The organism is Acinetobacter sp. X9 (assembly GCF_054889255.1).
Map to the genome: position 1 here is coordinate 3713420 of NZ_CM142679.1, position 25018 is coordinate 3738437.

At 42.0% G+C, this 25018-nt stretch carries 16 protein-coding genes; 2 read left to right on the plus strand and 14 right to left on the minus strand.

Annotated elements, in window-relative coordinates; translation table 11 throughout:
• Positions 1-48 precede the first annotated feature (48 nt).
• From ACYU0V_RS17730 to abaR, 7 genes are all read right to left on the minus strand, one after another.
• Positions 49-1323: a porin gene (locus ACYU0V_RS17730; protein ID WP_461848466.1), complete on the minus strand. Its 1275-nt coding sequence runs from the start codon at positions 1321-1323 to the stop codon at positions 49-51.
• A complete protein-coding gene (locus ACYU0V_RS17735; protein WP_461848468.1) occupies positions 1320-4970 on the minus strand; it encodes an outer membrane lipoprotein-sorting protein in 3651 nt (1216 codons plus the stop codon). Before ACYU0V_RS17735 ends, ACYU0V_RS17730 begins: the two co-directional genes overlap by 4 nt.
• Before the next feature lie 24 nt (positions 4971-4994).
• On the minus strand, positions 4995-8954 hold the full coding sequence (locus ACYU0V_RS17740; RefSeq protein ID WP_373883573.1) for a non-ribosomal peptide synthetase: 3960 nt from the start codon (positions 8952-8954) through the stop codon (positions 4995-4997).
• Complete coding sequence (locus ACYU0V_RS17745; protein WP_001030690.1) at positions 8951-9211, minus strand: acyl carrier protein; 261 nt, start codon at positions 9209-9211, stop codon at positions 8951-8953. Before ACYU0V_RS17745 ends, ACYU0V_RS17740 begins: the two co-directional genes overlap by 4 nt.
• Positions 9208-10983 carry an acyl-CoA dehydrogenase gene (locus ACYU0V_RS17750; RefSeq protein WP_373883741.1) on the minus strand — a complete coding sequence of 592 codons (1776 nt, stop codon included), beginning with the start codon at positions 10981-10983 and terminating at the stop codon, positions 9208-9210. The genes ACYU0V_RS17745 and ACYU0V_RS17750 overlap by 4 nt, the downstream gene beginning before the upstream one ends.
• 50 nt (positions 10984-11033) lie before the next feature.
• Positions 11034-12923, minus strand: a complete 1890-nt coding sequence (locus tag ACYU0V_RS17755) for a fatty acyl-AMP ligase (RefSeq protein WP_373883574.1) — start codon at positions 12921-12923, stop codon at positions 11034-11036.
• A gap of 806 nt (positions 12924-13729) precedes the next feature.
• Entirely contained in the window at positions 13730-14446 is a 717-nt protein-coding gene (gene abaR, locus ACYU0V_RS17760) for a LuxR family transcriptional regulator AbaR (protein ID WP_046813537.1), read from the minus strand.
• Positions 14447-15268: 822 nt separating this feature from the next.
• Between abaR and ACYU0V_RS17765 the strand changes: the two genes are divergently transcribed.
• Together ACYU0V_RS17765 and abaI are read left to right on the plus strand one after the other, a co-directional pair.
• On the plus strand, positions 15269-15685 hold the full coding sequence (locus ACYU0V_RS17765) for a DUF4902 domain-containing protein (protein WP_002118068.1): 417 nt from the start codon (positions 15269-15271) through the stop codon (positions 15683-15685).
• Between the two features lie 63 nt (positions 15686-15748).
• On the plus strand, positions 15749-16315 hold the full coding sequence (gene abaI / locus ACYU0V_RS17770; protein ID WP_461848473.1) for an acyl-homoserine-lactone synthase AbaI: 567 nt from the start codon (positions 15749-15751) through the stop codon (positions 16313-16315).
• An 89-nt stretch (positions 16316-16404) separates the two neighbouring features.
• Here the strand turns inward: abaI and ACYU0V_RS17775 are convergent, their stop codons facing one another.
• The 7 genes from ACYU0V_RS17775 to ACYU0V_RS17805 form a co-directional block, all read right to left on the minus strand.
• The gene (locus tag ACYU0V_RS17775; RefSeq protein ID WP_086376411.1) at positions 16405-17757 is read right to left on the minus strand and encodes an MFS transporter; all 1353 of its coding nucleotides are present in this window, start codon (positions 17755-17757) and stop codon (positions 16405-16407) included.
• A gap of 120 nt (positions 17758-17877) precedes the next feature.
• The gene (locus ACYU0V_RS17780) at positions 17878-18903 is read right to left on the minus strand and encodes an enoyl-CoA hydratase/isomerase family protein (RefSeq protein ID WP_461848475.1); all 1026 of its coding nucleotides are present in this window, start codon (positions 18901-18903) and stop codon (positions 17878-17880) included.
• A 12-nt stretch (positions 18904-18915) separates the two neighbouring features.
• Positions 18916-19689, minus strand: a complete 774-nt coding sequence (locus ACYU0V_RS17785; RefSeq protein ID WP_191000865.1) for an enoyl-CoA hydratase — start codon at positions 19687-19689, stop codon at positions 18916-18918.
• A gap of 21 nt (positions 19690-19710) precedes the next feature.
• Positions 19711-20838 carry an acyl-CoA dehydrogenase family protein gene (locus ACYU0V_RS17790; RefSeq protein WP_191000866.1) on the minus strand — a complete coding sequence of 376 codons (1128 nt, stop codon included), beginning with the start codon at positions 20836-20838 and terminating at the stop codon, positions 19711-19713.
• A gap of 11 nt (positions 20839-20849) precedes the next feature.
• Positions 20850-22499 carry an AMP-binding protein gene (locus ACYU0V_RS17795; protein WP_174739171.1) on the minus strand — a complete coding sequence of 550 codons (1650 nt, stop codon included), beginning with the start codon at positions 22497-22499 and terminating at the stop codon, positions 20850-20852.
• Positions 22500-22580: 81 nt separating this feature from the next.
• Positions 22581-23471: a 3-hydroxyisobutyrate dehydrogenase gene (gene mmsB / locus ACYU0V_RS17800; RefSeq protein ID WP_461848476.1), complete on the minus strand. Its 891-nt coding sequence runs from the start codon at positions 23469-23471 to the stop codon at positions 22581-22583.
• 11 nt (positions 23472-23482) lie between these two features.
• Entirely contained in the window at positions 23483-25000 is a 1518-nt protein-coding gene (locus tag ACYU0V_RS17805) for a CoA-acylating methylmalonate-semialdehyde dehydrogenase (RefSeq protein WP_212512047.1), read from the minus strand.
• Positions 25001-25018: the final 18 nt, after the last annotated feature.

Consider the following 25018-nt stretch of genomic DNA (forward strand, 5'->3'; position numbering starts at 1 on the left):
ACCTTATTAGATACTGGGCACTCCAGCATTGTTTTGGAGCGAATTGTCTTAAAAGTTATATCGAACCTGGCCATATACCAGACTATTATCTCTAAATTGTCCTAACACCGTATCATTTCTGCCCCAGAAGCGATCTCCACCTACATTAAACTGCCAGTGGTCATCGAGGTTGTAATTAATACGTACTCTTAATAATTCATTAGGCTCTGGTGCAAAATAGAATCCTGTTACTTCTAATTTCAGATTATCATTCAGTAGATTAAGTGCATAGCGCAACATAGCTCCGTACTGATCCTGCTCATATTGATTACTGATGGTTTGCTGATAACGGTAAACTGTTCTCAATGATGGATTTATTAGACTATCGGCAGATCTTAAGTCCTCCGTATGTTTGTACACGCCGACCAAACTCACGGTGGAATTCTTCAATGCTAATTCTGGACCGATGACTACAGTCAGATTATTTTTTTTGTGCGTAAGATCTTCACTACCTTCTGAGTCAGTTTGGGTATAGGCCGCCTCACCTCGCCATACGATATCGTTATGGTTATAACTGAAATCTACTCCATAAACAGACATAGGATTATTTTTCAGTTGCAATATGGCCTCTCCTGTTGGAGACGCTGAAAGAACTGACAGATCGGGCATATGATCCAAACCCGAGAAATATGATGCACCAACATCTAAACCATCTACAGAATAATCCCAGCGCATTGCAAATGCAGGTCGGCTCTTACGGTCTATGTCATATTGAACACCAGCAATCTGACGCAATGGAATCACATCTGAACGACTACGCGGATACCACAACGCTGTCCATTTATTGGTTCCAGATTCAGGAATATACGTCAATTTGAGTGCATCATTTCCAAGACGTTGATCTGTCTCATCTGGTACTAGACGCGTATAATCACGAGGCGATAGATTATCTGTTGGATTAATCCCATCAGCTCTCCCCCAGACGACAATCTGGCGGCCAACATCGACATAGACGGTCTGGTCCCAGTTGTAAGAGGCGTACAACTCACGTAAGTTACGATTTACCTTACTCACCTGATCTGGGTTTACAGTATGGTCCGTTTCATCTCCAATATTTATGTCATAACGGATCTTGAACTCAGGGTTAAACTTGAGCGTACCATTGGACCAGAAACTTGCTTGCCCAATATTTTTTAACGAACTTAAATCACGATCTGATGACCAGACATCGAGTCTGGCTGAGTTCTGGCTCACAAAACTCATTTCGCTGTCATCTGCATAAGCATGCTGCAGTAGCATAAAGCTACTGCAGCATGCAAATACCCAATAGGCACCTTGCGTCATTTTTCAAGACTCTGCGGTGAGAAAATCTTATCGGATAAAGTTTTTTCTGCGACAAAATCATTGACGATCACTTGTGTCATATGCTGAGTTTGCAGATTTCTCGCCATAGATTTCATGGCTTGCCATCTTGGTTTCACTTTGCCGTAAGGACGGATATCCGTGAACTCAATATGCTTTAACGGCTTACCTGCTGTATCCCAAATGTCGATGGTTGCTGTAACAAAGTTGTCTTTGAGTATGCACATGCGACGTTTGCTATAACCAAAGTCACTCTTCACAGTATTATTGATTGGCGTTGCTTCGATCATGTAACAATCTTTGCCATTAAATTTGCCATCTGCAAGTTTCGTGTACTTCCAGTCACTTAACTTATAGCCAAGGACATCACCATAACTAAAGTCTGTGCCAATAAAAGCATCACCCTTATTCGCTGATGCAAGACGGCGTACTTTTTTCAATGCAGGCAAATAGACAAACATGCTATCACTGCCTTTTGCATTCTCAATCAATAGCGTTGTGGTGCCTTGTACATCTGCTGGCGAGATAAACTCGGTCAAACGCATGTTGTTTTGAGTATTTCCCGCAAGCTTGGTCATATTTTTAGTCAGGCGTATACGTTGCTCACCACTTTTAGAGGTCAAAATAAATTTGGCGCTAGCACTTGAAGACAAGAACTTAGACGCATCATTACTACGATTAACAATGTCTTGAACTTCATCTGCATGAGATGTTTTAGGCAATGAAAAGGTAAGCGCCGTACCCAACAAAAGGCTTGTCACAACTGTTTGTGCAATAGGAAGGCTCTTCTTCTTTGAAGAAAAGATAAAACGAGGTTTCAACATCAGAATCATTGTAGGTACCATAATTAAGGTTGCAAATACACTGAAAAGCATTGCAATCACAATAAACATTGCTAGCCATTGATGGACATGGAAGCCTTGCGACAAAGACAATACGCCATACCCACCAGCGACTGCAGTCGCAACAAAAAGCGAAGCCTTACCAGCAGTACTTAAAGTTTTACGAATCGCATCTTTGATATCGCCCTCTTCTTCGCGCAAGATTTCACGCAAGCGATAGAGGAAGTAGATGGCGTAATCCGCACCAATACCTACAGCCATGGCTGAGATAAGGGAATTCGGAATATTGAGCGGAATGTCGAGCCAGCCCATCACGCCAAAGATGGCAAGAATTGAGAACAGAAGTGGTGTCAGGACAATCAGTCCAGCTGAAATCGAACGGAAGACCAGTGCTGAAATAAAGAATACAGCAAATGAAATTTGTAGAATGTTCATGAGCTTGCCGTGAACCATCGTTTCAGTCAAAGCAATGGTTTGCGTCACATCACCACCAAAACTTACTACAGCTTTATCACCCAATTGACCCGCCATATACGTTTTTAGCGACTCAAGGATTTCTTTGATTCGATGATTACTACCTGTTTTCAGAAGAATCGTGATCTTGGCATAGCGTTGAGTGGTATCAACGTAAGATTCAAAATCAGTCGGCTCACCAGACATTGAATACAACAGCAGATACTGAGCAACGACATCTTTGGTTGCAGGAACCTGAAATGCCTGTGGCTGATCGGCATTCATTGCCTGATTCATTCGTTTGATATAGTCCACGATAGAGATGGTTTTACCCACCTCTGGAATTGAATTCGCGAACTTTTCTGTATTATCAATCGCTTTTAGGATTTCAGGGTTTTCAATACCATCACGAACCTTCGTATCAACCATAATGTAAAGGCTGTTTGTGCCACCAAGAGACTGATTTAAAAAACTGTCGTCTTGCTGCATTGGTAGGTCACGAGAGAAGAAATTACGGCTATCGTTATCGACCACAATACGGCTAGTGCCGATCGCAAGAAGGACACCCATCGCAGCAATTGCAGTCATTAACATCATTCGCGAACGGACTGACAAAATGACATCACCAATACGGTTTGGAATCCAATCCCAGATCGGCAAGCCTTTACGTTTGACCTTTGTAGCCGAAGGCGGTGGCAACATTGAGCGGAGTGCTGGAATAAAAGTCATCTCAATCACCAGCGTACTGATGATCCCAATTCCTGTAAAAATACCAAATGAACGAATCGTTGGAATGTTGAAGGTCAACAGAGAGAAGAATCCAGCCGCTGCAATACCACCAGCCAACACCATAACCGGACCCACACGAACCAAAGACTGCACTACAGCTTCGCTATTGGCAGCTTTAGGTTCCATTCCCTGAGCAATCAAACGATCAAAATCTTCATAGTAGCGCTTGAGCAACTGCACGGCGTGCCCTGCTGCAATGGCCAGAATCAGAATTGGTGTAGGTGAGTTAAAGATATCCATTGGCTGTTTGAACAAGCCCATCATGCCCATACCCCATGCCACAGCCAACAAAGCTGTAACGAGTGGCAGAATCAAACCTTGCTTACTGCGGAATGCTTCAAAGTGCAATAAACCAATCACTAATACAGCAATCGGGAACAAAATATTGATACGCTTAGAGTAGTCTTCAGCTTTATCCAGATACACAGGATTGCCACCGACACTAATCGTCATATCTTTAGATTGTTCGCTCTCTACGATTTTGTTGATTGGGCCCATCATTTTCTGGAAGCCCTCTGGACTTTCCTCAAGCTCAAGCAAAATCGCAGCAGTTCGTTGATCTTTAGATACCACTGAATTCATATAGGTTGGATTCAGTGCCAGTAGTTTTTTCAGGTGATCAATATCCTCCTGAGTGACTGAACTACTCGGCAATAGTTTCTTGGCATCGAACCCTTCTGCATTCGCCTCGATACCTTTCGCCTGACGTGCAGCCAGACTCATCATAGTGGAACGGACTACGCCCGGTGCATTATCAACTTCTTCGGTAATGCGTTTGACTTTCTCCAACACTTGCGGCTGATAAATATCACCCTGCTTCGGTGTAATACCGATCACAACCATATATTTGGAGCCGAATTTCTTTTCAATCAGCTTGGTCGAGGTGATATAAGGATGCCCTTTAGGCGCAAGTGCATCTGGGTCAATAATAATTTTTACACCAGATGCCAGATACGCTAGAGCAAGTGTTAAGAGCATCACCACAGTCAAGACAATACGACGATGGCTAAGAATCCAACGCGCGTATTTCTCCATCATTTGTTGAGTCTTACGAGGTGGTTTATTGGTCTCGATAGTTGGTTTATTTTCATTGCCAACCGACTCATAGGCTTCACCCTTCTGAGCCAATGCTTGAAGATTATCAACATCTTTCTTGAACTGAGCGAGCACCATCTTTTTTAGCAGCGCTGGCGGCAATACACCAAAAAAGCTACCTGGTTCTGCCTCAAACACCCATTCAATCCACGTACCTTCCGGATGTGGCTTGAAACGGTAAGTACCGGTGTAGTGAAAGGGTCCTTCCACTACTTTAAACGCATACAATTCGTTCGGTACTAGATGTGTAATTTCACCTTTAAAGGACATTTCACGCCCAATAAAGCTAAAACCAATTTCGTACTTACTACCCACACGCGGAGTACTGTCTAGCAGCTCAGAATGCTTACACGACAATTGCCAACCTGCATCATTGGCCGGGTTTGCAAGGTAGTTGAAAACCTTGTCAATCTCGGCCGGTATGAGGAAAGCATGTTCTATGGTCACCATAGTGGTTCTACCTTCTTGTATTTCTTATGCAGGAATTGGGTACATCTGATCAATGGTCTGGGCTACAGCCACAACATTCTCAGCGTACATAATTGATGAATGGTCACCAGGCAAATCCACTTGTGTAAACGTGTCTTTGACCAGTTGATCCCAACCCAAGCTTTCCCCAAAATCTTCCAGTTCATCTTTTGCCTTAACCAAAAGGATTGGAAAATCTTCAGGGTCTGGGAAATAGGTCTGGAGTGCGATGCCATTCGCTAAATAGGTATCAAAGTAAAGTCGGAAATCTGATGGATCTGCATCTAGAGGCAGAACATTGATGGCCTTAGCTTCTTTAAGTACATGATCAAACATTTGATCTGGACTCAATTCACGCAAGTATTGCGCTGGGATCGTCAACTTTTTGCCATAAGGTGCAGCCAAATCACGGGCGAACCAAGACAAAAGCATGGCATCGTCGGCATCTTCAGGCACATTTTCTGGAATTGGAGCACGAGTATCGATCATGACAATACCTGTGACCTGTTGCCCCATTTGACGCAACTGACGACTGATCTCATATGCAATTGCACCACCGAAACACCAGCCACCGAGGAAATAAGGGCCTTGAGGCTGCATCTTTTGCATTTCAGTAATATAGAGCGTCGCCATTTCTTCAATTGCCACTTCCGCAGCATCGGCTTCAATCAGTCCAGGAGACTGAATAGCACGTAAGGTACGATTCGGGTTGAGGTGACGCGAAAGCTCCATATAACAGAAGGTACTGCCACCAATTGGATGAAACAGCCACAGCGGTTGTTCATAGGTTCCACGGCGTAGTTCAATTACGATAGATGGCTTAATTTCTTTATTTTCGCGAATGATTTCACTCAAACTCGCCACAGTGGAATATTGTGCCAACAAAGCAACTGACAGTTCGGTACCGAAAGCCTTTTTAAGATGGTTGACAAGCTTCACAGCTAATAAAGAATGCCCACCTAATTCAAAGAAATCATCGTGTATACCAACTCGCTTGACCGACAAGATCTGTTCAAAGGTAGTACACAATTCGATTTCGATCGGATCACGCGGTGCAACATAATCATTGCTCTGCTCAAAGATCGGCTCAGGAAATGCCTTACGATCCAACTTATTGTTGGCCGTCATTGGAAATTCATCCAATCGGATAAACGCACTTGGCACCATATAAGCTGGAAGATGGATTTGCAGGGTCTTTTTCAAACCAGCAATATCAAGCTCTTGTCCAGTTACATATGCCACCAATTTCTGGTCATTGCCAGCTGTAGTCTTAACTAGCACTACTGCATCTGTGATACCGTCGATTTGTTTGAGAACATTCTCGATTTCACCTAGTTCGATACGGAATCCACGAATCTTGACCTGAAAGTCTAAACGTCCATGATGAGTCAAACGTCCATCTGTGCGCAGGCAGACTTTATCCCCTGTACGGTAGAGTCGACCAGCATTTGGTAGAGATGGCAATGTTCTAAATTGTGCATCTGTCAGTTCAGGTCGATGCCAGTAATCAACTGCCAGACCATCACCGCCAATCCAAAGCTCACCCATAACGCCTGGTGGAACTAAACGCTGCTGCTCATCAAGAACATAAAGCTGGGTATTCGCCAGTGGTTCACCTAAATCAATACACTTTGCATCAGTGATACGAGCCGCACTAGACCACACTGTAGTTTCGGTCGGACCATAGACATTCCATAGACAACCAACTTTACCCAGCAGTTTTTCTGCCAGAATAGTATCTAACGCTTCGCCTCCACAGAGTGCTGTCAATCCCGCATTGCCGCTCCATTCGCTGTCTAGGAGCATTTTCCAAGAAGCCGGTGTAGCCTGCAAAACATTGATAGACTTAGCATTTAGATAATCTACGAGTTGATTGCCGTCTTGTGATACTTCACGTGGGCAAACATGCACCACACCGCCGTACATAAGCGGAATGAGTAATTCAAGAATTGAAATATCAAATGCATACGTGGTGATTGCTAACAACTGAGTTTCAGTCGTTACTTGCAATCTATCATTCATAGATAGCAAGAAATTGATGATTGAAGGATGCCCAATACGTACACCTTTAGGCTTACCTGTCGAGCCTGATGTGTACATCACATAAGCAATGTCACCAAAAGCAAGCGTCTCGCGCACTTCATCAAGTGGCACAACACCAGCTTGATTGACATCTAAGCGAGGCACAGAACTGTTAAGAGCATCCATTAACTCGGTTTGAGTCAAGATGACTTTAGGTTCGGCATCTTCAATGATGTTTTGTAAACGTTCAGTTGGGAAGTTAGGATCAAGTGGCACATAAGCTGCCCCTGCCGCCCAGATCCCAATGATTGCTGCTGGCAATAATGCTGTGCGGTCTAACATGAGACCTACACGATCGCCACGTGTAATGCCGTGTTCACGCAAATATTCAGCAATACCAGCAATATGTTGACCTAACTCACGGTAGCTAACCGCATGATCGTTCGAGGTCAAAGCATGATTGTCACCACGCTCATCAATCTGCTTTAAAATCATTGCGAATAGATCATGCTGGGCATAATCAGTCGTCTTTCCACGAAGGGCCTCGAACTGAATGCCATCTTTATAATCAGGTGCGATATTTAACTCAACGATCTTACGTTCAGGATGAGCCACCATCTCAGATAGTACAGCTTGCAGCAGTTGCACCATATTCTCAGCAGACTGCGTAGAAAATAACTCCGTGTTGTATTTCAACACACCAACAAGTTCACCCTGATATTCACCGCCCATTTCTAGCGTAATATCCAACTGTCCTTCTTGCTGGCGAACAGGAAAACTTCCTAAAGTTAAATCTTGACCAACCAAAGTAGCTGGGGTCTGGATTGGCAGAAGTAGTTCTTTAAACTCATCCATACCACCGAGACGTTCCCAGAACATTCCTACCTGAGCCAATGGGTTAATACTGCCATCACGCTTTGGTGAAACAGCCTCAACTACTCTAGAAAAAGCAACTTTTTGATGCTTAAGGCTCTGTCTTAATTGTTCCTGAACTTGCTGTGTAAATTGACGTAAAGTCAAATCAGCATCAATGTCCATTTGAATAGCTATTGTGTTGACGAACTGCCCCAATGCATTACGCAAAGAGCGTTCAAGTCGACCAGCTACAGGTGTGGCAATGACTAGATTATTTTCATTAGAGAGTTTGTGCAGCAGGATATAGAAACCAGATAGCATAAGTCCGAACAATGTGATCTCATAATCTTTCGCCAAGTTTACAAGACCAGATGACACTGACTCAGGTACACGGAAAGCCAGTGAGCTACCCTTATGTTGCTGTACAGCTGGGCGAGGGTAATCAAGTGGAATGCTATGCACATGTGGTGCATGCTTCAACGCATTTTTCCAGAAAATTAAACTTTCATCAGTATCATTGTTTACGCTGCTCTGCTGCTTATCGGCATACTGTGCAAACTCAATTCCGTTTACTGTATCGGACTCTGCAACGAGTCCAAAACGTTTGCTGACGTCTCGTAGCAACAGACCAATTGACCAAAAATCCATGAGCGCATGATGAATCACAACTGCAATCACATAGTGATTTTGTCCACGCTCATAACAATGGATACGCCACAATGGTGGCTGAGTCAGGTCAAACGGCTGCTTGGTATCTTGTTCAACCAATTGCGTCAAATCAGAAGCTTCAATATGACGAGCATCAGAAAAGATAATATTCGGATAGACGCGATCCCAGATCAGTTGCTCAATCCCCTGATCATTGGCAGGCATGCTTACTCGCAACAGCGGATAATCATGCATGACCGCTTCCAGAATCTCCATCGGCTTGTTGCCTAATGGTTGATTGACCTTCACATCAAAGGCCACCACCATATTGTAGGCACTGCAAGTTGGCTCAAGACGCTGGATGTACCAAATACCAAGCTGTTCCGCAGAAATCGCATGACGAGACAGAACTTCTGGTTCTAGTCGTGCAAGGTTGTTCATGAAGCAACTCCCTGTTGCAACTCAGAAACAAGATATTCAGCCAACGCATTGATAGTCGGGTAATCCCATAATAGTGTCGGCTCAAGCTCTAGTTTTGTCAGATCTTCTAGGTCCCCAGACACAGACAAAGCAACAATCGAATCAAGACCGTAACTGGTAAATTTTTGGTCTGGATCAATAGTTTCAGGCTCTACACGCATTTCTTTGGCTACTAGCGTACGAATGATTGCGCTCCAGTAAGCTTTATCTTTATTCATGGGGTAATTTCCTCTTTAACCGGTTTGGCATCACGTGGTGCCAGTGCAAAATCGATGACAGATAACATATGGTTGGTTGAAATTCGGTCTAGCAAATCTGCCAATGTGCTTTCACGTAATGACGTCATTGGAGGGGCTGTCTGCCCTTCAGCGGAATTTAAGAAAATGATCAGCCATGCACCATCCTGTAAAGCAGGTCTTAAGCCCTGACGGTTAAAGACCCAGAAACCCAGCACAGCAATGCGAGCAAATAACTCTGCATAACTACGCGCAAGAGTAAAGCGCAGCGTTTCAAACTCTTTGCTTTGCTCAGAATTTGAGAAGTAATCCTGAATTTTTTGATCCAACGAATGCTGCTCAACCAGAAGTTGGTTTGCTTGTTCACGTAGCGTGGTGAGTGTCTCAGCAGACAACCCTGCTGTGACATCGGCATCGTTGAGCATTTCGATGATTGTCCCTAGTGATTCCATCACCAAGTCACCATCTCGGTTGAAAATTTCAAGCTCGCGGAAATCAATAGCACCTGTCTCTACCTGCAAGTCATACAACTGGCGATAGCGTGCTTTAGCTTCGGCTTGTTTGAGATGGTCAGCTTTTTTGCTACGACCTTTATTGGCAGATTTGAGCTGGAAACTCAGGCTGTCTAGACAGACGGTGCTACTCCCGTCAAACACACTAACAATTAGATGGTCTCTGAATGCTTTCTGATACATACCATCCGCATATGCATTTCTTAAGAAAAAACGCGACCCAAGCACTGAAGAAGTGATCTTGGCGAGTGACTCTACATACTCAGGTACGAGTACCTTGACGATTGGTGACCATGTACTGAACTGATTGATACAAACGTGTAACCCACGTGCACCAACGAGTGATAACACCTCAGCAGCTAAAAGGTAGGCATAGGCTGTCGCGAGTTGCTCACGTACCAACGGAATGCTTATTACTTTTTTGTTATATAACTCGCGTTCAATAGCAAACTCGGTCGCGATACGGAGCATGGTATCGCCAGCACCAAGAGAGAAGCTACTGCAATATGCACGTGTTACCTGTAGAGTCTTGAGACCAAGCTCTAACCCTTGGCCTTCTTCACCGATCAAAGCATCTTTGTGAATTTCAGCATTGTTAAAGCCAATACCACTGATATCTAGCCCACGCATACCCACTGTTGGTAGTCGGTTCAGGCTATATGTTCCTTTTGAGGCCATATGACGCTTATCGAGCCAGAATGCGCTTAGGCTACGTGGTCCACGATCGTCTGATGTTTTAGCGATCAGACTTAAAGAGTCTCCTAAAGTGGCACGGTTAATTGACCATTTTTCGCCATTTAAAACATATTTACTCTCGGTAGATTGCGCTGTCACTTCACTAGATAGTAGGTCGGCACCATGAGCTTTCTCGCTATAAGCCAGCGCTGGAGCAGCACCACTCAAAATTCGACTAGCAATATTTTGGCATTGGTTCTCATTACCGCCGATCCATACAATCACGGACCAAGCATTCGTGCTATAAGTCGAATTGATGGTTAGATCTCGTCGTGCTAACACGCGATGCAGATATAGCAATTCTTCACCAATTTCCATACGACCTCCAAGTTCTGAAGGTACATAGAAACGGTTCATACCCACCGCATTCAGAAAATCAACAGCACGCTGAGGGTACTGTTCTTTCTCATCACGCTCGATGGCAGCAGACCAAGAAAAGTCGTTGTTAGTATCATGTACGGAGCCTAAAATTTGCTCCAGACGAGCAGCAGATTGAAACTGCCGCAAATTGGATGTAAGTGACATGAATTTTCACTCAAATGATTAAAGGGTAAGGGTTAAAACAAAGCACTTTTCAGACGATTAAAAATCAGCTTGCGCACTTCACGTTCCTTGATCATTGAGTTGAGTAGATTAGAGCTATAACGAATCAGCTGCCCCCGCTGCTCACGATCACGGATGACTTCTAAACCGTTTTTGACATAGTTTCGAGCAATCATCGTTCTACGGTTTGGATGGGTTAAACAGACCAATTGACCGCGTTCGATCTGCTCTTTAATTTTTCTTCTTCTAATTTTGCCGCTCGTGGTCTTATTTATTCGGCCTTGATGCAGTAAAAAGACACCTTCTACAGGCAAGCCAATCTCAGCTGTTACTTGCTCCTTAACCTGAGTTCTAATAGCTTCAAAATTGAGAGTCTTATCTAGTGATTTCTTTTTGATCTCAAGTACAACCGTAACACCGTCAGAATCAGCAACATTCACTGCTGCAACACAACCTTTACGAACAGCAGGATGCGCCATTTCAACAGAGCACTCGATATCTTGTGGGTAATAGTTCTTGCCACGAATAATAATCACATCCTTAAGACGACCAGTCACATAAAGGTCTCCATCTTTGATAAAGCCCATATCGCCCGTTCTTAAGTAATGTACTTGGCTAGGCTGACCCGCATCATCAATGATAGTCGCCGCAAAAGTTTCCTGATTGACCTCTGGCTTCTGCCAGTAACCTGCTGTCACACTCTCACCCGCCAACCAGATTTCACCGACTTCATGATCAGCTACTTCTTGACGGGTATGCGGATTGACGATGCGGCAATCTATGTGCGCAGATATCTTGCCACAGCTCACCACTTGCACAGCATTCTGGTCTTGACTGCTTTGTACCAAGTGAGCATTTAATTTGTCACGATCAAGTGAAATTGCATTGAGAGGACCAGTCACACCACTGACTAAGAGCGTGACCTCTGCCAAGCCATAGCATGGTAAGAAAGTATCCAGTTTCAATTTCGATTGAGTATTAAACTTCTCCATGAAGCGCTGCATAACGTGAGCTTTGATTGGCTCGGCACCGTTAAACATTACACGAACGCGACTCAGATCAAGCGCTGCAGCATCCTCATCAGAGATACGATGCAAACACAATTCATAGGCAAAGTTTGGTCCACCACTGATCGTGACACCTTTCTCACTAATAAATTGTAGCCATTTCAGTGGTTTACGAATAAAATCCAGCGGTGACATTACATAGCAGGTCAGACCTACATACACAGTCTGCAAAACTGATCCGATCAATCCCATGTCATGATAAACAGGTAGCCATGTCAGACCAATATCATCTGGCTGCGTACAAAATGCTTCGGCAATCATGACTTCATTTGCCATAATATTCTTATGGGTAACGATCACCCCTTTAGGCCAACCTGTTGATCCTGAAGTATATTGCAGGAAGCAGATATCTTGTTCTGCAATAAGCGGAAAATCCTTTTCTACCAAATCACGCTGCAATTGGGCATCAACGGCATGCAGTATTAAACTTTCATTTTGAGCCTTTAATGTGATCAGACCTGATAGCTCAAGAATCTTTTTTGTTGTGAGTACGATCTTTGGCTCACAGTCATTCATAATATTCAAAATATTAGAAAAACCATTACGATTAAACGGTAAGCTGACTGGTACTGCGATAATTTTGGCTTTCAGACAAGCAAAGAACGATACGATAAAGTCTAGGCCAGGTTCAAATAGCAATACTGCACGATCGCCACTGTCTACAAGGTTTAGTAGTATCTGAGCTTGGTGTTGAACTCGCTTATTGAGTTCCGCATACGTCAGAGATTGAATACCACCAGATTGACGTCCTAAATACTCGAAAGCGGTCTTAGCTCCATTTAATTTCGCGTGGGATTCCAAAGTTGCAATGATATTATCCGTACACATTACAGCCATAACTTACTCCGATTAATTATAATTAACCCTTAAAAAAACCTGCTATTTCAGAAACTCAACTTCTAGCTGGGGGTTTAATAAAAATGAATATACTTTTTTGTTTAAAATATAAATTCACATTATATTTTATGTGTGGGTGTTTTTTATTACACCTGTAAGTATTTACAGGTTAGATAGCTTTTATTTAAAATTAAGAATTTAAATTACTTTTATAATTATTTTTATTCAGTCATAGAGTATAAGTTTTTTTGATTAATTAAATTTAAAAACTCATTCTATAGTCTCGATCCAGAAACTCTTAAGTAAAGATTTTGAAGATTTTCTAATCTAAAAAATACTTACTTAGTTCGAATTTTTCTTTTATGGATCCTTAAATTTAGGTTCTTACTTGAGATAACATTTATAATTTCTATGATTAAATTTAATCCAATTCAGAAATATATTCACTCCACCACCCTTTAAATTCAAAGGAAAGAATTGAGTTAATCATATTTAACTAACAATTCAAGATTCAAAATTAGGTATCATCCAAGAGTTATAAGTTAATTTCTTAAATCTATCAACTTCACTTTAAGATTGTGTAAAAATATTAAAAAATTAAAGGCAGCAGTAATAATATATATTTTAATCACAATAAATATTGTATTCTAAATCAAAATAAAACAACAATTTAAATTTAATTAAACTTTAGATAGCTTAAATAAAAATTAAATTATTTATATTTATTAAAATAAATATTATTTTTAACATTTGGTTTAAAATACAAACAAAATATCTTTATTCAACTTCATATTATAAACTTGGTTTTACAAAAGGCCTAGCATTACAGCCCTGATAGCTGCTGATATTTTATTATTTACGTTTAACTTTTGCATTGAGTTACAGAGATGGAAATTTACTGTTCTTTCAGTTACTCCGAGAATCTGGGCAATCTCAGCTGACGTTTTACCCTCAGCTGTCCAACGTAGCACCTCCTTTTCACGGTTTGTTAAATAAAGATTAAACTGAGAGAACTCGACATCATTCACAATTTTAGCAATGCTGGAATGTACTATTTGAGTCAACCAGTACATATTTGTATATTGTGCCTTTTGCTCTTTCTCTGACAATTGGTCACTGGATCTTGCGAGTGTTAACATTCCTCTGGTCCCAATAAAATCACGGCTTGACTGAGCCCAACCCACATTAAGGCCATAAGAACGTGCCTCCTCCCAGAAATCTTTTTCTTCTTGTGTCTTTGCAGATTGGCTCGACCAGACAAGAGGTTGAAGTGATACCATACAATGCTGCACAGTTGGGTCAACCTTGACATACTGTTGTTCTACATAACGCTTTTGCCATGCTTCTGGATAATTATTCAACATAATCGTTTTTGGTTCAGCAATGGATAATGGCGACTGCATACCATAAGCACAATAATCAAAGCCAAGCTTTGAAGCTGTAGATTTAACGATCTCAAATAACTGGTATTCATCTTGTACGACCAGAAATGCTGATAATAAATCCTCTTGCCAACTGTCCATTTGCTCTCATTAGACTCCGACCAAAAATCATTTTTTGTTCATTTACATTTTATAAATCCAAGCGATCAAATTGAAGTATAAGCCTTGTCTTTTACCCTTATTTCAATAAAGCGATCGATCCGAGAATCTAAAAGATTTTTAGGTTACTAAAATATTTCACCACCTATTCCTCTTTTATTGATTTCTCAATTATAGATTTTGAATTCATCATTCAATTAACAACACTTTTAAGCCTAAATGGTTGTAAATTATTCAGATAAACTAAATTTCTGAAAGCTTTTAAAGTTGTTATATTTCAGGTGCAAATTATGCTTGAAAAAAAAATTTTACAGGATGCATTTTATTCCAAAAAATAATTATTTTTAAATTGATAAAAGTAGCCTAGAATTTATTCTTGATATTATATTTTTTGTTAATTTAATTAAATAATAACTTTCCACAACAACGAAGTTATGTAATTTTACCATTTATTATATATACAAACTAAAAAAATTCACAATAATTTAAAAAATCAACTAATTAGATTATAATTTGTATTATCAGCCATTATCCATTTAATAATGAGAACAAGTGCGCTATATAAATTTCATGATCGGTTGTGCTATTTATTAACTTTCAAGAAGTTATTTCTCATTAAAAATCTAAATTCATTTTATTATCATATAAGTAAATCTTAATATCCTAATACCTCTCTAATAAGATCAGCTTAACGATGTTGGTCATAAAATTGCCTTCAACCTGTTAAACATAACAGTATTTTATTGGCAATAATTTATGTTATTTATCCATTGAACCCCAATTCAAGTCACTTGAACAGGTAGCATGGTCACCATCCCCCCTCATTTCTCAATATCAGCAGATGGTTTTATTCGACTGAATGAAAACCAGCTTATGAACTATCCGCTCCAACACCTCATATCTATTGTTGAGTCAACACAAATAGAAGATTCTCAAATTCTCTATTATGGTTTTACTGAATGGGCAACATCACTGACTCCAGCTTTAAGTACGGGATGGGATTGGGAATTTATTGAGTACAATGGCATCACGAGTATAAAAAGAATTGGACTGCCTCGAAGCAATATTATGCTTGTTGATGTATCTGGTACAGATATTGGATTTGAAGTTACTGAAACACTAATTGAAAAGAAAATCGATACTTTGTTCTGGGAACAGTTCATTTATGCTCAAATCAATACAACCCAAACAATGGCTAAATTAACCCCATATTTCTCTTAGAAACCTGTAAATTCTTACAGTTACCGCTTCCCCACCTGTTAAGTAAAGTCACTTGAAAAATAAGTGGAAGCACTTGTAATGAATGTTATTGCTGGATTTCAAAATAATTTTTCAGAAGGCCTATATACTAAATTTAAAAATTACCGCTATAGGGTATTTGTTGAATATTTAGGTTGGGAGTTGAACTGTCCTAATAATGAAGAACTAGATCAGTTTGACAAAGTCGATACCGCCTATGTCGTCGCTCAAGATAGAGAATCTAATATTATTGGTTGTGCCAGATTACTACCGACTACTCAACCTTATTTACTTGGTGAGATATTTCCTCAATTACTTAATGGCATGCCTATTCCTTGCTCACCAGAAATTTGGGAACTCTCAAGGTTTTCAGCTGTAGATTTCTCGAATCCACCTACAACAGCTAACCAAGCAGTGTCATCGCCAGTTTCTATTGCCATTCTGCAAGAAGCTATTAACTTTGCAAGAGAACAAGGCGCAAAACAACTTATTACGACCTCTCCTCTTGGTGTAGAACGTTTATTACGTGCTGCGGGTTTTCGTGCTCATCGTGCAGGTCCACCCATGGTTATTGACGGATATTCTATGTTTGCATGCCTGATTGATGTTTAATTGCTTATTTGGGACTCCTACATATTTTCTGCATGAGTCCCAATCTTTATATAGTCACGTAGCAATATGACCAAGAATCTTAAGGCCTATCAATCAATCTTGGTTTTTAAATTTAAATTCGACTTTTTATAATAAGCTTCATCTGTTTTAGGACTCCAATCGCGTGGCATAAATGTCGTCGATATAATTGCAACCACAGCCATACTTCCAATATAAAGCATAATTAAATATGGATTACCCTGCCCGACGCTCAATAATTTAGTAGCAATCATTGGTGCTAAACCACCACCTAATACGCCAGCCAACTGCACCGAAATTGAAATTCCGCTATAGCGAATTTCCGCGGGGAATTGACGTGCAAAAAGCTGAGCTTGTGGTGCATACATAATCGGAAACACAACACCAATCGCTAAAACAATTGCTGTCCAAACTAATACAGGATCTTTTGTGTTGAGCATGGTAAAGAATGGATAGCAGTAAAGCGCCAATATGCATAGACCAAACATAAACATATTGCGTTGGCCGACTTTATCCGACAAATGTCCACATAACGGCGTCATAAATAAAATGACGGCTGCGCCGCAAATGGTGGCAAATAAAATTTCTTGGCGTGGGATTCCAAGTTGTGCAGTGGTATAAGCCAATGTAAATGTTGAGGCAATATAAAACCATGCATTCTCAGCTGCGCGAGCCAAAATAATGGTGATGAGTTGCTTTGGATGGTTTTTAAAAACCTGTAAAGCAGGAACTTTGACTTCTTCAGACTGTTGTTTTACTTTTTCGAAATCTGGCGACTCAGGCACTTTTACACGTATATACCAACCCACTGCCAGTAAAATAATACTGGCAAGAAATGGTAAACGCCAACCCCAGCTAAACAGTGCTTCTTCAGGTAATAACGACACCAGACCCAACGCGATTGAGGCTAGCATTAAGCCACCACCTGTACTGGCTTGAGGCAAGCTTCCCCAGAATCCTTTACCGCCTTCTGGTGCATGTTCAACGGCCATGAGCACAGCACCGCCCCATTCACCGCCCATTGCCATACCTTGAATGAATCGCAAGACAACCAAACCAATCGCAGCCCAATATCCAATTGATTCATAAGTCGGTAATAAGCCAATAAGTACGGTTGGGATCCCCATGAGCATCAAGGTCAGTAGCAACATCGATTTACGGCCAATCTTGTCACCAAAGTGACCAAAGACTAGGCCTCCTAATGGTCGCCCAATAAATCCAACGGCATAGGTTGCAAATGCAGCAAGCACGCCGGTAAGTGCGTCTAGATTTGGGAAAAATAGCTTATTAAAAATGAGCGCTGCTGCCGCACCGTAAATAAAAAAGTCATACCACTCAATGGTGGTGCCGACCATGCTAGAGATGCCTGCTAATCGATGTGACGACTTTTTAGTATTTGAACCGTTTCCATGTATTGATTGCATCGTAATATCCTTTTTAGATTTTCTTGTTTTATCTTTTTTATGCTTATGACCAGCCCTGACCATAAGCATGTTCAGGTCTCGCTTTATCTCCTTAAGCTTTTTATGTTTTTGTAATTCGGTTTAGCTCAATTTTTCTAAAATTGGCTCAAATCTCGAATTACGTTCTTGCCACTGTGGTTGTTTATCTTTATCGACAATGAGTGCACGAACACCTTCAATAAAGTCGCCATGCTCAAACCAGATATCTTGTAAATCACGTTCAAGCTGCATGCACTGAGGTAAAGAGAGCCCTCGACCTAAATGTTGTAGTTTTAAACTGGTTTGTTTGGCAATAAATGAGCGCTGCTGCAAAATGCTGAGCATCTTACTTGCCCAAGTTTTTAAGCTTTCATCTTGTTCATTTTCAAGACTTTGCTCGATTTCATCTAAATGCTGATATCCAAAGTGTTTACGAATACCTTCAGCCAATTGTTGTAATTCGCTTTCGGCAGGGCGAGTAATAAATCGGGTAATGATGCGTTCAATTCCCTCTTTGCTTAAACTTGGCGCTTCAACGAGAGCATCTTGCAAAGCTTGTAACTGTTCGCTTGGCACATGGTAGTCAATTAAATCGAGATAGAGCGCATCGCTGCTGCTGATCTGCTCGCCCGTAATTGCCATATAAACGCCAATATCATCAAGGCGAGACAGGAAATGCGTTGCGCCAACGTCTGGGAAAAAGCCAATCGCTGTTTCAGGCATAGCAAATCTGGACTTTTCACTGCTCACAACAATGTGACAAGCTTGAGCCAAGCCAAATCCGCCACCTAAAACATAGCCATCAAGCAAGACGATGACTGGCTTTTCATATTCACGCAGTATATCTAGCATTTTATATTCGGCACTAAAGTAGCCTTTGTAATCAGCCGTGCCATTTTTATAACTGTCGTAGAGATAGCGAATATCGCCACCTGCACAGAAGGCTTTTGGGCTATTTGACTTAATTAATACTGCCTGAACAGCAGCATCATTTCGCCACAGTTCCAATTGGGCACCAATACTTTTAATCATGTCTAGCGACAATGCATTGAGATGAGTCACACGGTCTAAGGTAATAATGCCCAACTTACCTTGTTGCTCAATCATTAAGTGATTTTCTGTATTCATTTTATTGATCTCTTACTGATTTTTAAAATTTGGTTTTCGTTTTTCAACGAACGCCTGCATTCCTTCTTTTTGGTCAAATGTTGCAAATATTGAATGGAACATGCGTCTTTCAAAACGCAAGCCTTCAGTCAGATTCACTTCAAAAGCTCGGTTAATGGTTTCTTTGAGCATCATATTTGCAGTTAAAGATCGTGTCGCAATTTTTTCAGCTGCTTGCAAGGTTTGTTCAAGTAATTCTTCTTTGCTAAACACACGTGCGACTAAACCACTTTGCTCTGCTTCTACAGCGCCCATTTGACGAGCGGTAAAACACATTTCCATTGCTTTGGCTTTACCAATTGCATGGGTTAGACGTTGTGTGCCACCAATACCTGGAATTACCCCTAAAGTGACTTCAGGCAAACCAAACTTAGCGTTATCAGCACAATAGATAAAGTCACACATGAGCGCTAGTTCACAGCCACCACCTAATGCATAGCCACTCACCGCTGCAATTAGAGGTTTACGGCGCTGTGCAATACGGTCTGCAAGATGGAAAAAGTCATCAAAATAAATATCTGGAAAGGCTAAATCAGCCATTTCTTTAATGTCGGCACCTGCGGCAAAAGCTTTTTCAGAACCTGCCAATACCATGCAGCCAATTTCGCGGTCTTTTTCGAGCTGATCTAATGCCTGATTAATTTCACTAATTAATTCGCTGTTTAAAGCATTGAGCGCTTGAGGGCGATTTAATGTAATCAGTCCAACCCCATTACGCTTTTCTAATAAAATACTGTGCCACTGCATTATTTATTCCTTGTTCTGATTTTATAGACTACGTGCAATCACTAAACGCTGAATATCACTGGTGCCTTCGTAAATTTGACAAATACGTGCATCACGATAAATACGTTCAATAGGGAAATCTCTGAGGTAACCATAGCCACCAAACACTTGTAGTGCACTCGAACACACACGCTCAGTCATTTCTGAAGCAAATAACTTGGCCATTGAAGCTTCGTTGAGACACGGTTGACCTGCTTCTTTTAAACGCGCAGCGTAGTGAACCAGTTGTCTCGCTGCTTCAATTTCAGTTGCCATACTGGCAAGGCGAAATGCGATGGTTTGATGCTCAAAAATTGGTTTTCCAAAAGTAATACGCTCTTTGGCATAACGGGTCGCCTCTTCGAGCGCCGCACGTGCTAAACCGACTGCTTGTGCAGCAATACCAATACGTCCACCTTCTAAATTGGCAAGAGCGATTTTCAAGCCCTCACCTTCTTTACCCAACATAAGACTTTTATGGATGCGCACATCTGTCAGGGCAATCTGGCAGGTATCTGACGCATGCAGACCGAGTTTTTCTTCTACACGAATCACTTCATAACCCGGTGTTTCGCGTGGGACTAAAAAGGCACTAATACCTTTTTTGCCCGCGCTCGGATCAGTCACGGCAAACACAATAATGACACCGGCATTATTACCCGAGGTAATAAACTGCTTAGCACCATTTAAAATGTAATCATCGCCATCTTTCACCGCTCGGGTTTTAATGGCTCCCGCATCTGAACCTGTATGTGGTTCGGTTAAGGCAAAAGCGCCGATCATTTCACCTTGTGCCAGAGTTTTTAAAAAGCGTTCTTTTTGCTCATCGGTACCAAACTTTAAAATAGGTACACAACCAACCGAGTTATGTACGCTCATGATGGTCGAGGTTGCACCATCTGCCGCCGCAACTTCTTCGAGTGCCAGTACATAGGCTAAGTTACCCGTGTCTGAACCGCCCCATTGCTCTGAAACAAGCATACCCATAAAACCGAGTTGGCCCATTTGAGCCAGAGTCTCTTTTGGGAAAGTTCCGTCTCGGTCCCAATCGCTGGCATTAGGCTTAATTTGTTCTTGGGCGAAACTTTTCGCCATGTCACGGATAAGTAATTGTTCTTCGGTAAATTGCATTATTATTTCCTTTACCCTGCTTTAGCTTGTTGTTTAGCAATTTCTTGATTACGCAATAAAAAGCGCTGAATTTTGCCACTTGGAGTTTTAGGTAATTCACTCACAAATTCAACTAAACGTGGGTAAGCATGAGCAGAAAGTCGTCTTTTAACAAATTGACTGAGTTCTTCAGCAAGTGTTTCTGATGGTTGAGTAGTCGCGGATAAAATCACGAATGCCTTAACCACTTCGGTACGGTCTGGATCAGGTACACCAATCACTGCCGCCTCAATGACAGCATCATGTTCAAGCAAAGCACTTTCTACATCGAATGGACCAATGCGGTAACCCGATGTGGTGATTACATCATCGCTGCGTCCTACAAAGCTCATACTGCCATCGGCATGTAACTCGGCAGTGTCGCCCGTTAAGTAGTAATGACCAACAAAAGGCGATTTACGGCTTTCTTTGTAGCCACCAAACCACATCATTGGAGACTGGCTAATATCGACTGCCAAAATTCCTGGTGTGTCTGGCGGAAGTTCTTCACCTTGTTCATTGACAATCGCAACACGATAGCCCGGACTTGGAAAACCTGCTGAACCAGCATGGATTTCATGTTTTAAACCATGATGATTACACACCACCATGCCGACTTCAGTTTGCCCATAGTGGTCATAAATCGGAGCATCAAGGACTTGTTTAAACCAGCGAATGACTTCAGGATTCAGCGGCTCACCGGCACTGCTCACCACACGGAACTGACCTTTTAACGGCGCCATTTGCGCTGGATCTGCTGCCATCATCATACGGTAAGCCGTTGGTGCACCTGCCAAGTTGTTAACTTTATAATCTTTCACAATTTGGCATAGGCTATCTGTGCTGAACCCACCTTCATAGAACAAAGTAGCGTGGCCCAAGAATAACGGCCCAGTAATCGCATAGTACAAACCATACGCCCAACCCGGATCGGCAATATTCCAAAACGAGTCTTCTTCTGTTAAACCAATGGCATCTTGCATATATCGACCAAAGGCAATCAGTGCTTTTAAAGGCACTTCCAAAGGTTTAGCAGGACCTGTAGTACCTGAAGTAAACATGAGCAAGAAAGGATCTTGAATGTTACGCATCACCAGATCACATTGATCGGACTGCTGCTTCACCTCATTCCAGAAATTAAAATCGCCTGCTTTAAGCGGAGTACCTTGTGCGTCGGCCACCGTCACAATTGCAGGGCAATTTTCAATTTCATCAAGCTTGCTACGGTTCCCCATATCGGTCACTACTAGCTTACTTTGTGCAAGCTGAATACGGTGCTCAATCGCTTTTGGGCCAAATGCAGTAAATAACGGTTGATAGACTGCACCAATTCGCCAAGCTGCCAAAATCGTCACGATCAGTTCAGGTGTTCTTGGTAATAGACCTGAAATACGGTCACCCGTTTTCACACCTTGTGCTTTTAAAAAGTTGGCAAATTGACTCGACCATTCTTTTAATTCACGGAAGGTATATTGCTCTTTTCGTCCGTCTTTTCCTTGCCAGTACAGCGCGATTTTGTCGCCATCTGCATGTCGATCACAGCATTCATAACAAGCGTTCAGTGCATCGAGTGAACCTGACAACATCTGTTTAGCAGTGCTTTCCAAATCGAAAGCCTGTACAGCATTTTGATAATCCATCATATCTTTTCCCTCAGTCCGGATTTGTTGTTATTCACGACAGGGTTTGATTTATTGGTTTAAAGCCATCCTTTGGCTTTACCGTTATGCCTCTTGTGGCAGGTATTGCTGAATAATGCTCGAAAAATCGAGATTGGCATTACCGCGCATACACATTTGCTGATAAAGCTGTTGCACCATACCACCTAATACAACGGGCTGTTTGACTTGGCCCGCGGCCTCTACAGCGAGTCCTAAATCTTTTAGCATCAGCTGAGTGGCAAAACCATCTTGATAACCTCGAGACGCAGGCGCATTTTCATTAATATGCGGCCATGGGTTACATACATCTGAACTCCAGCAACGACCACTTGAGGTGTTAATGACGCCTGCCAATGCTTGTGGGTCAATGCCGAGTTTCACACCCAATGCCATGCCTTCGGCCACCGCAGCCATTGAAATACCTAAAATCAGGTTATTGCAAATTTTGGCAATTTGGCCTGCACCGACATCACCACAATGAACAATATTTTTGCCCATATGGCTGAGTACAGGTTTTACGTCGTTAAAGGTTTGATCATCGGCACCCACCATAAAGGTTAAAGTTCCCGCTTGAGCACCAATGGTTCCACCAGAGACTGGTGCATCACAGATTTTAATATTTTTGCTATGCGCAACAGCCGAAATATCTTTGATGGTTTGCGGGTCAATGGTGCTGCTATCAATGCATAAGCTACCTGCTTTTAGCACTTCCAAAACACCATTTTCACCCAAGTAAACGTCTTTAACATGCTTTGCGGCAGGTAGCATGCTAATGACTACATCAGCTTGTTTTACTGCTGCCTGAGGGCTGTCGCAGACTATGCCACCTGCCTCGGCGAAGTGCTGAATAGCAACTTCACTGAGGTCATAACCATACACTTTGATTCCGGCTTTTAGTAGGTTATGGGCCATTTTGCCGCCCATATTTCCTAGTCCGATAAAGGCGATATTCATCCGTGATCCCCTTAACGTAAACTAATGGTGGTGTTTACACCGCCAACTTCATGGCTATCTTCAAACCAGCGACTGGTAATAGTTTTGGTCTGGGTATAGAACTGGACAGCCTGTTTGCCGTATGGTCCCAAATCGCCGAGTTTAGAACCTCTTGAACCAGTAAAACTAAAGAACGGTACAGGTACAGGAATTGGAATGTTGATACCGACTTGACCAATATCAATTAAGTTTTGGAAAGTACGTGCAATGGCACCACTTTGTGTGAATAGACCTACACCGTTACCAAATGGGTTGGCATTGATAAGAGCAATCGCTTCATCAAGTGTGTCAACACAAATAATAGAAAGTACCGGACCAAAGATTTCTTCTTTATAAATACGCATGTCGGTATTTACGCCACTAAAAATCGTTGCACCTACAAAGTTGCCCGACTCATAACCTTGCACTTGCACATTGCGACCATCAAGCAGAAGTTCTGCACCTTGCTCAACACCGCTATTAATCAAGTCAATTACACGCGCTTTGGCACGTTTTGAAATGACTGGGCCAATGTCAGTATTTGGCTCATGGCCTGCGTTTACTTTTAAGGTTTTCGCTTTTTCAACTAACTCTTGAATCCATTGTTTGCTGTCGCCAACCATGACTGCAACCGACAATGCCATACAGCGTTGCCCTGCTGCACCAAATGCTGCACCGACTAAGGCATTTAAGGTTTGTTCTTTATTGGCATCTGGCATGACAACCACATGGTTTTTTGCGCCCATCATCGACTGCACGCGTTTGCCATGTTGTCCTGCAAGGTTATAAACATGTGTGCCAACCGCAGTTGAACCCACAAATGAAATCGCTTTAATGTCTTTATGGGTACACAAACGGTCAACCACTTCTTTGCCGCCATGCACAACGTTTAAGACACCTGCTGGAATACCTGCTTGAATCGCAAGTTCAACCAGCATCATGGTTGATAACGGGTCTTGTTCTGATGGTTTTAAAACGAAGGTATTGCCACACACAATTGCCATTGGGAACATCCAAAGTGGAATCATGGCAGGGAAATTAAACGGCGTAATACCCGCACAGACACCCAAAGGTTGCTGCAAGGTATAGGTGTCTACGCCACGTGCTACACCTTCGACATATTCACCCATTTGCAAAGTGCCGATCGAACAAGCATGCTCAACTACTTCTAAACCACGTTGAATATCACCTTCGGCATCTGCCAAGGTTTTGCCTTGTTCAGCAGTCAAGACTTGTGCAATTTCCTTCATGTTGGCACGAATTAAGTCTTGTAACTTAAGCATAATGCGCATACGTGCCTGAATTGGCGTTTGACGCCAAGAAGCAAAAGCATCTTGTGCGGCTTGAATAGCAGCGTCAACTTCTTGAACTGTAGCAAATGGTACGCGACCAATCACTTCCTGAGTGGCTGGGTTAATAATATCTTGCCATTCCTGTGTTTTAGATTCGATAAACTGTCCGTTAATGAGTAACTTAGCGGTTTCCAATTCGATTTTTTGGATTGTGTTCATAACCTCTCCGTAGGCCAT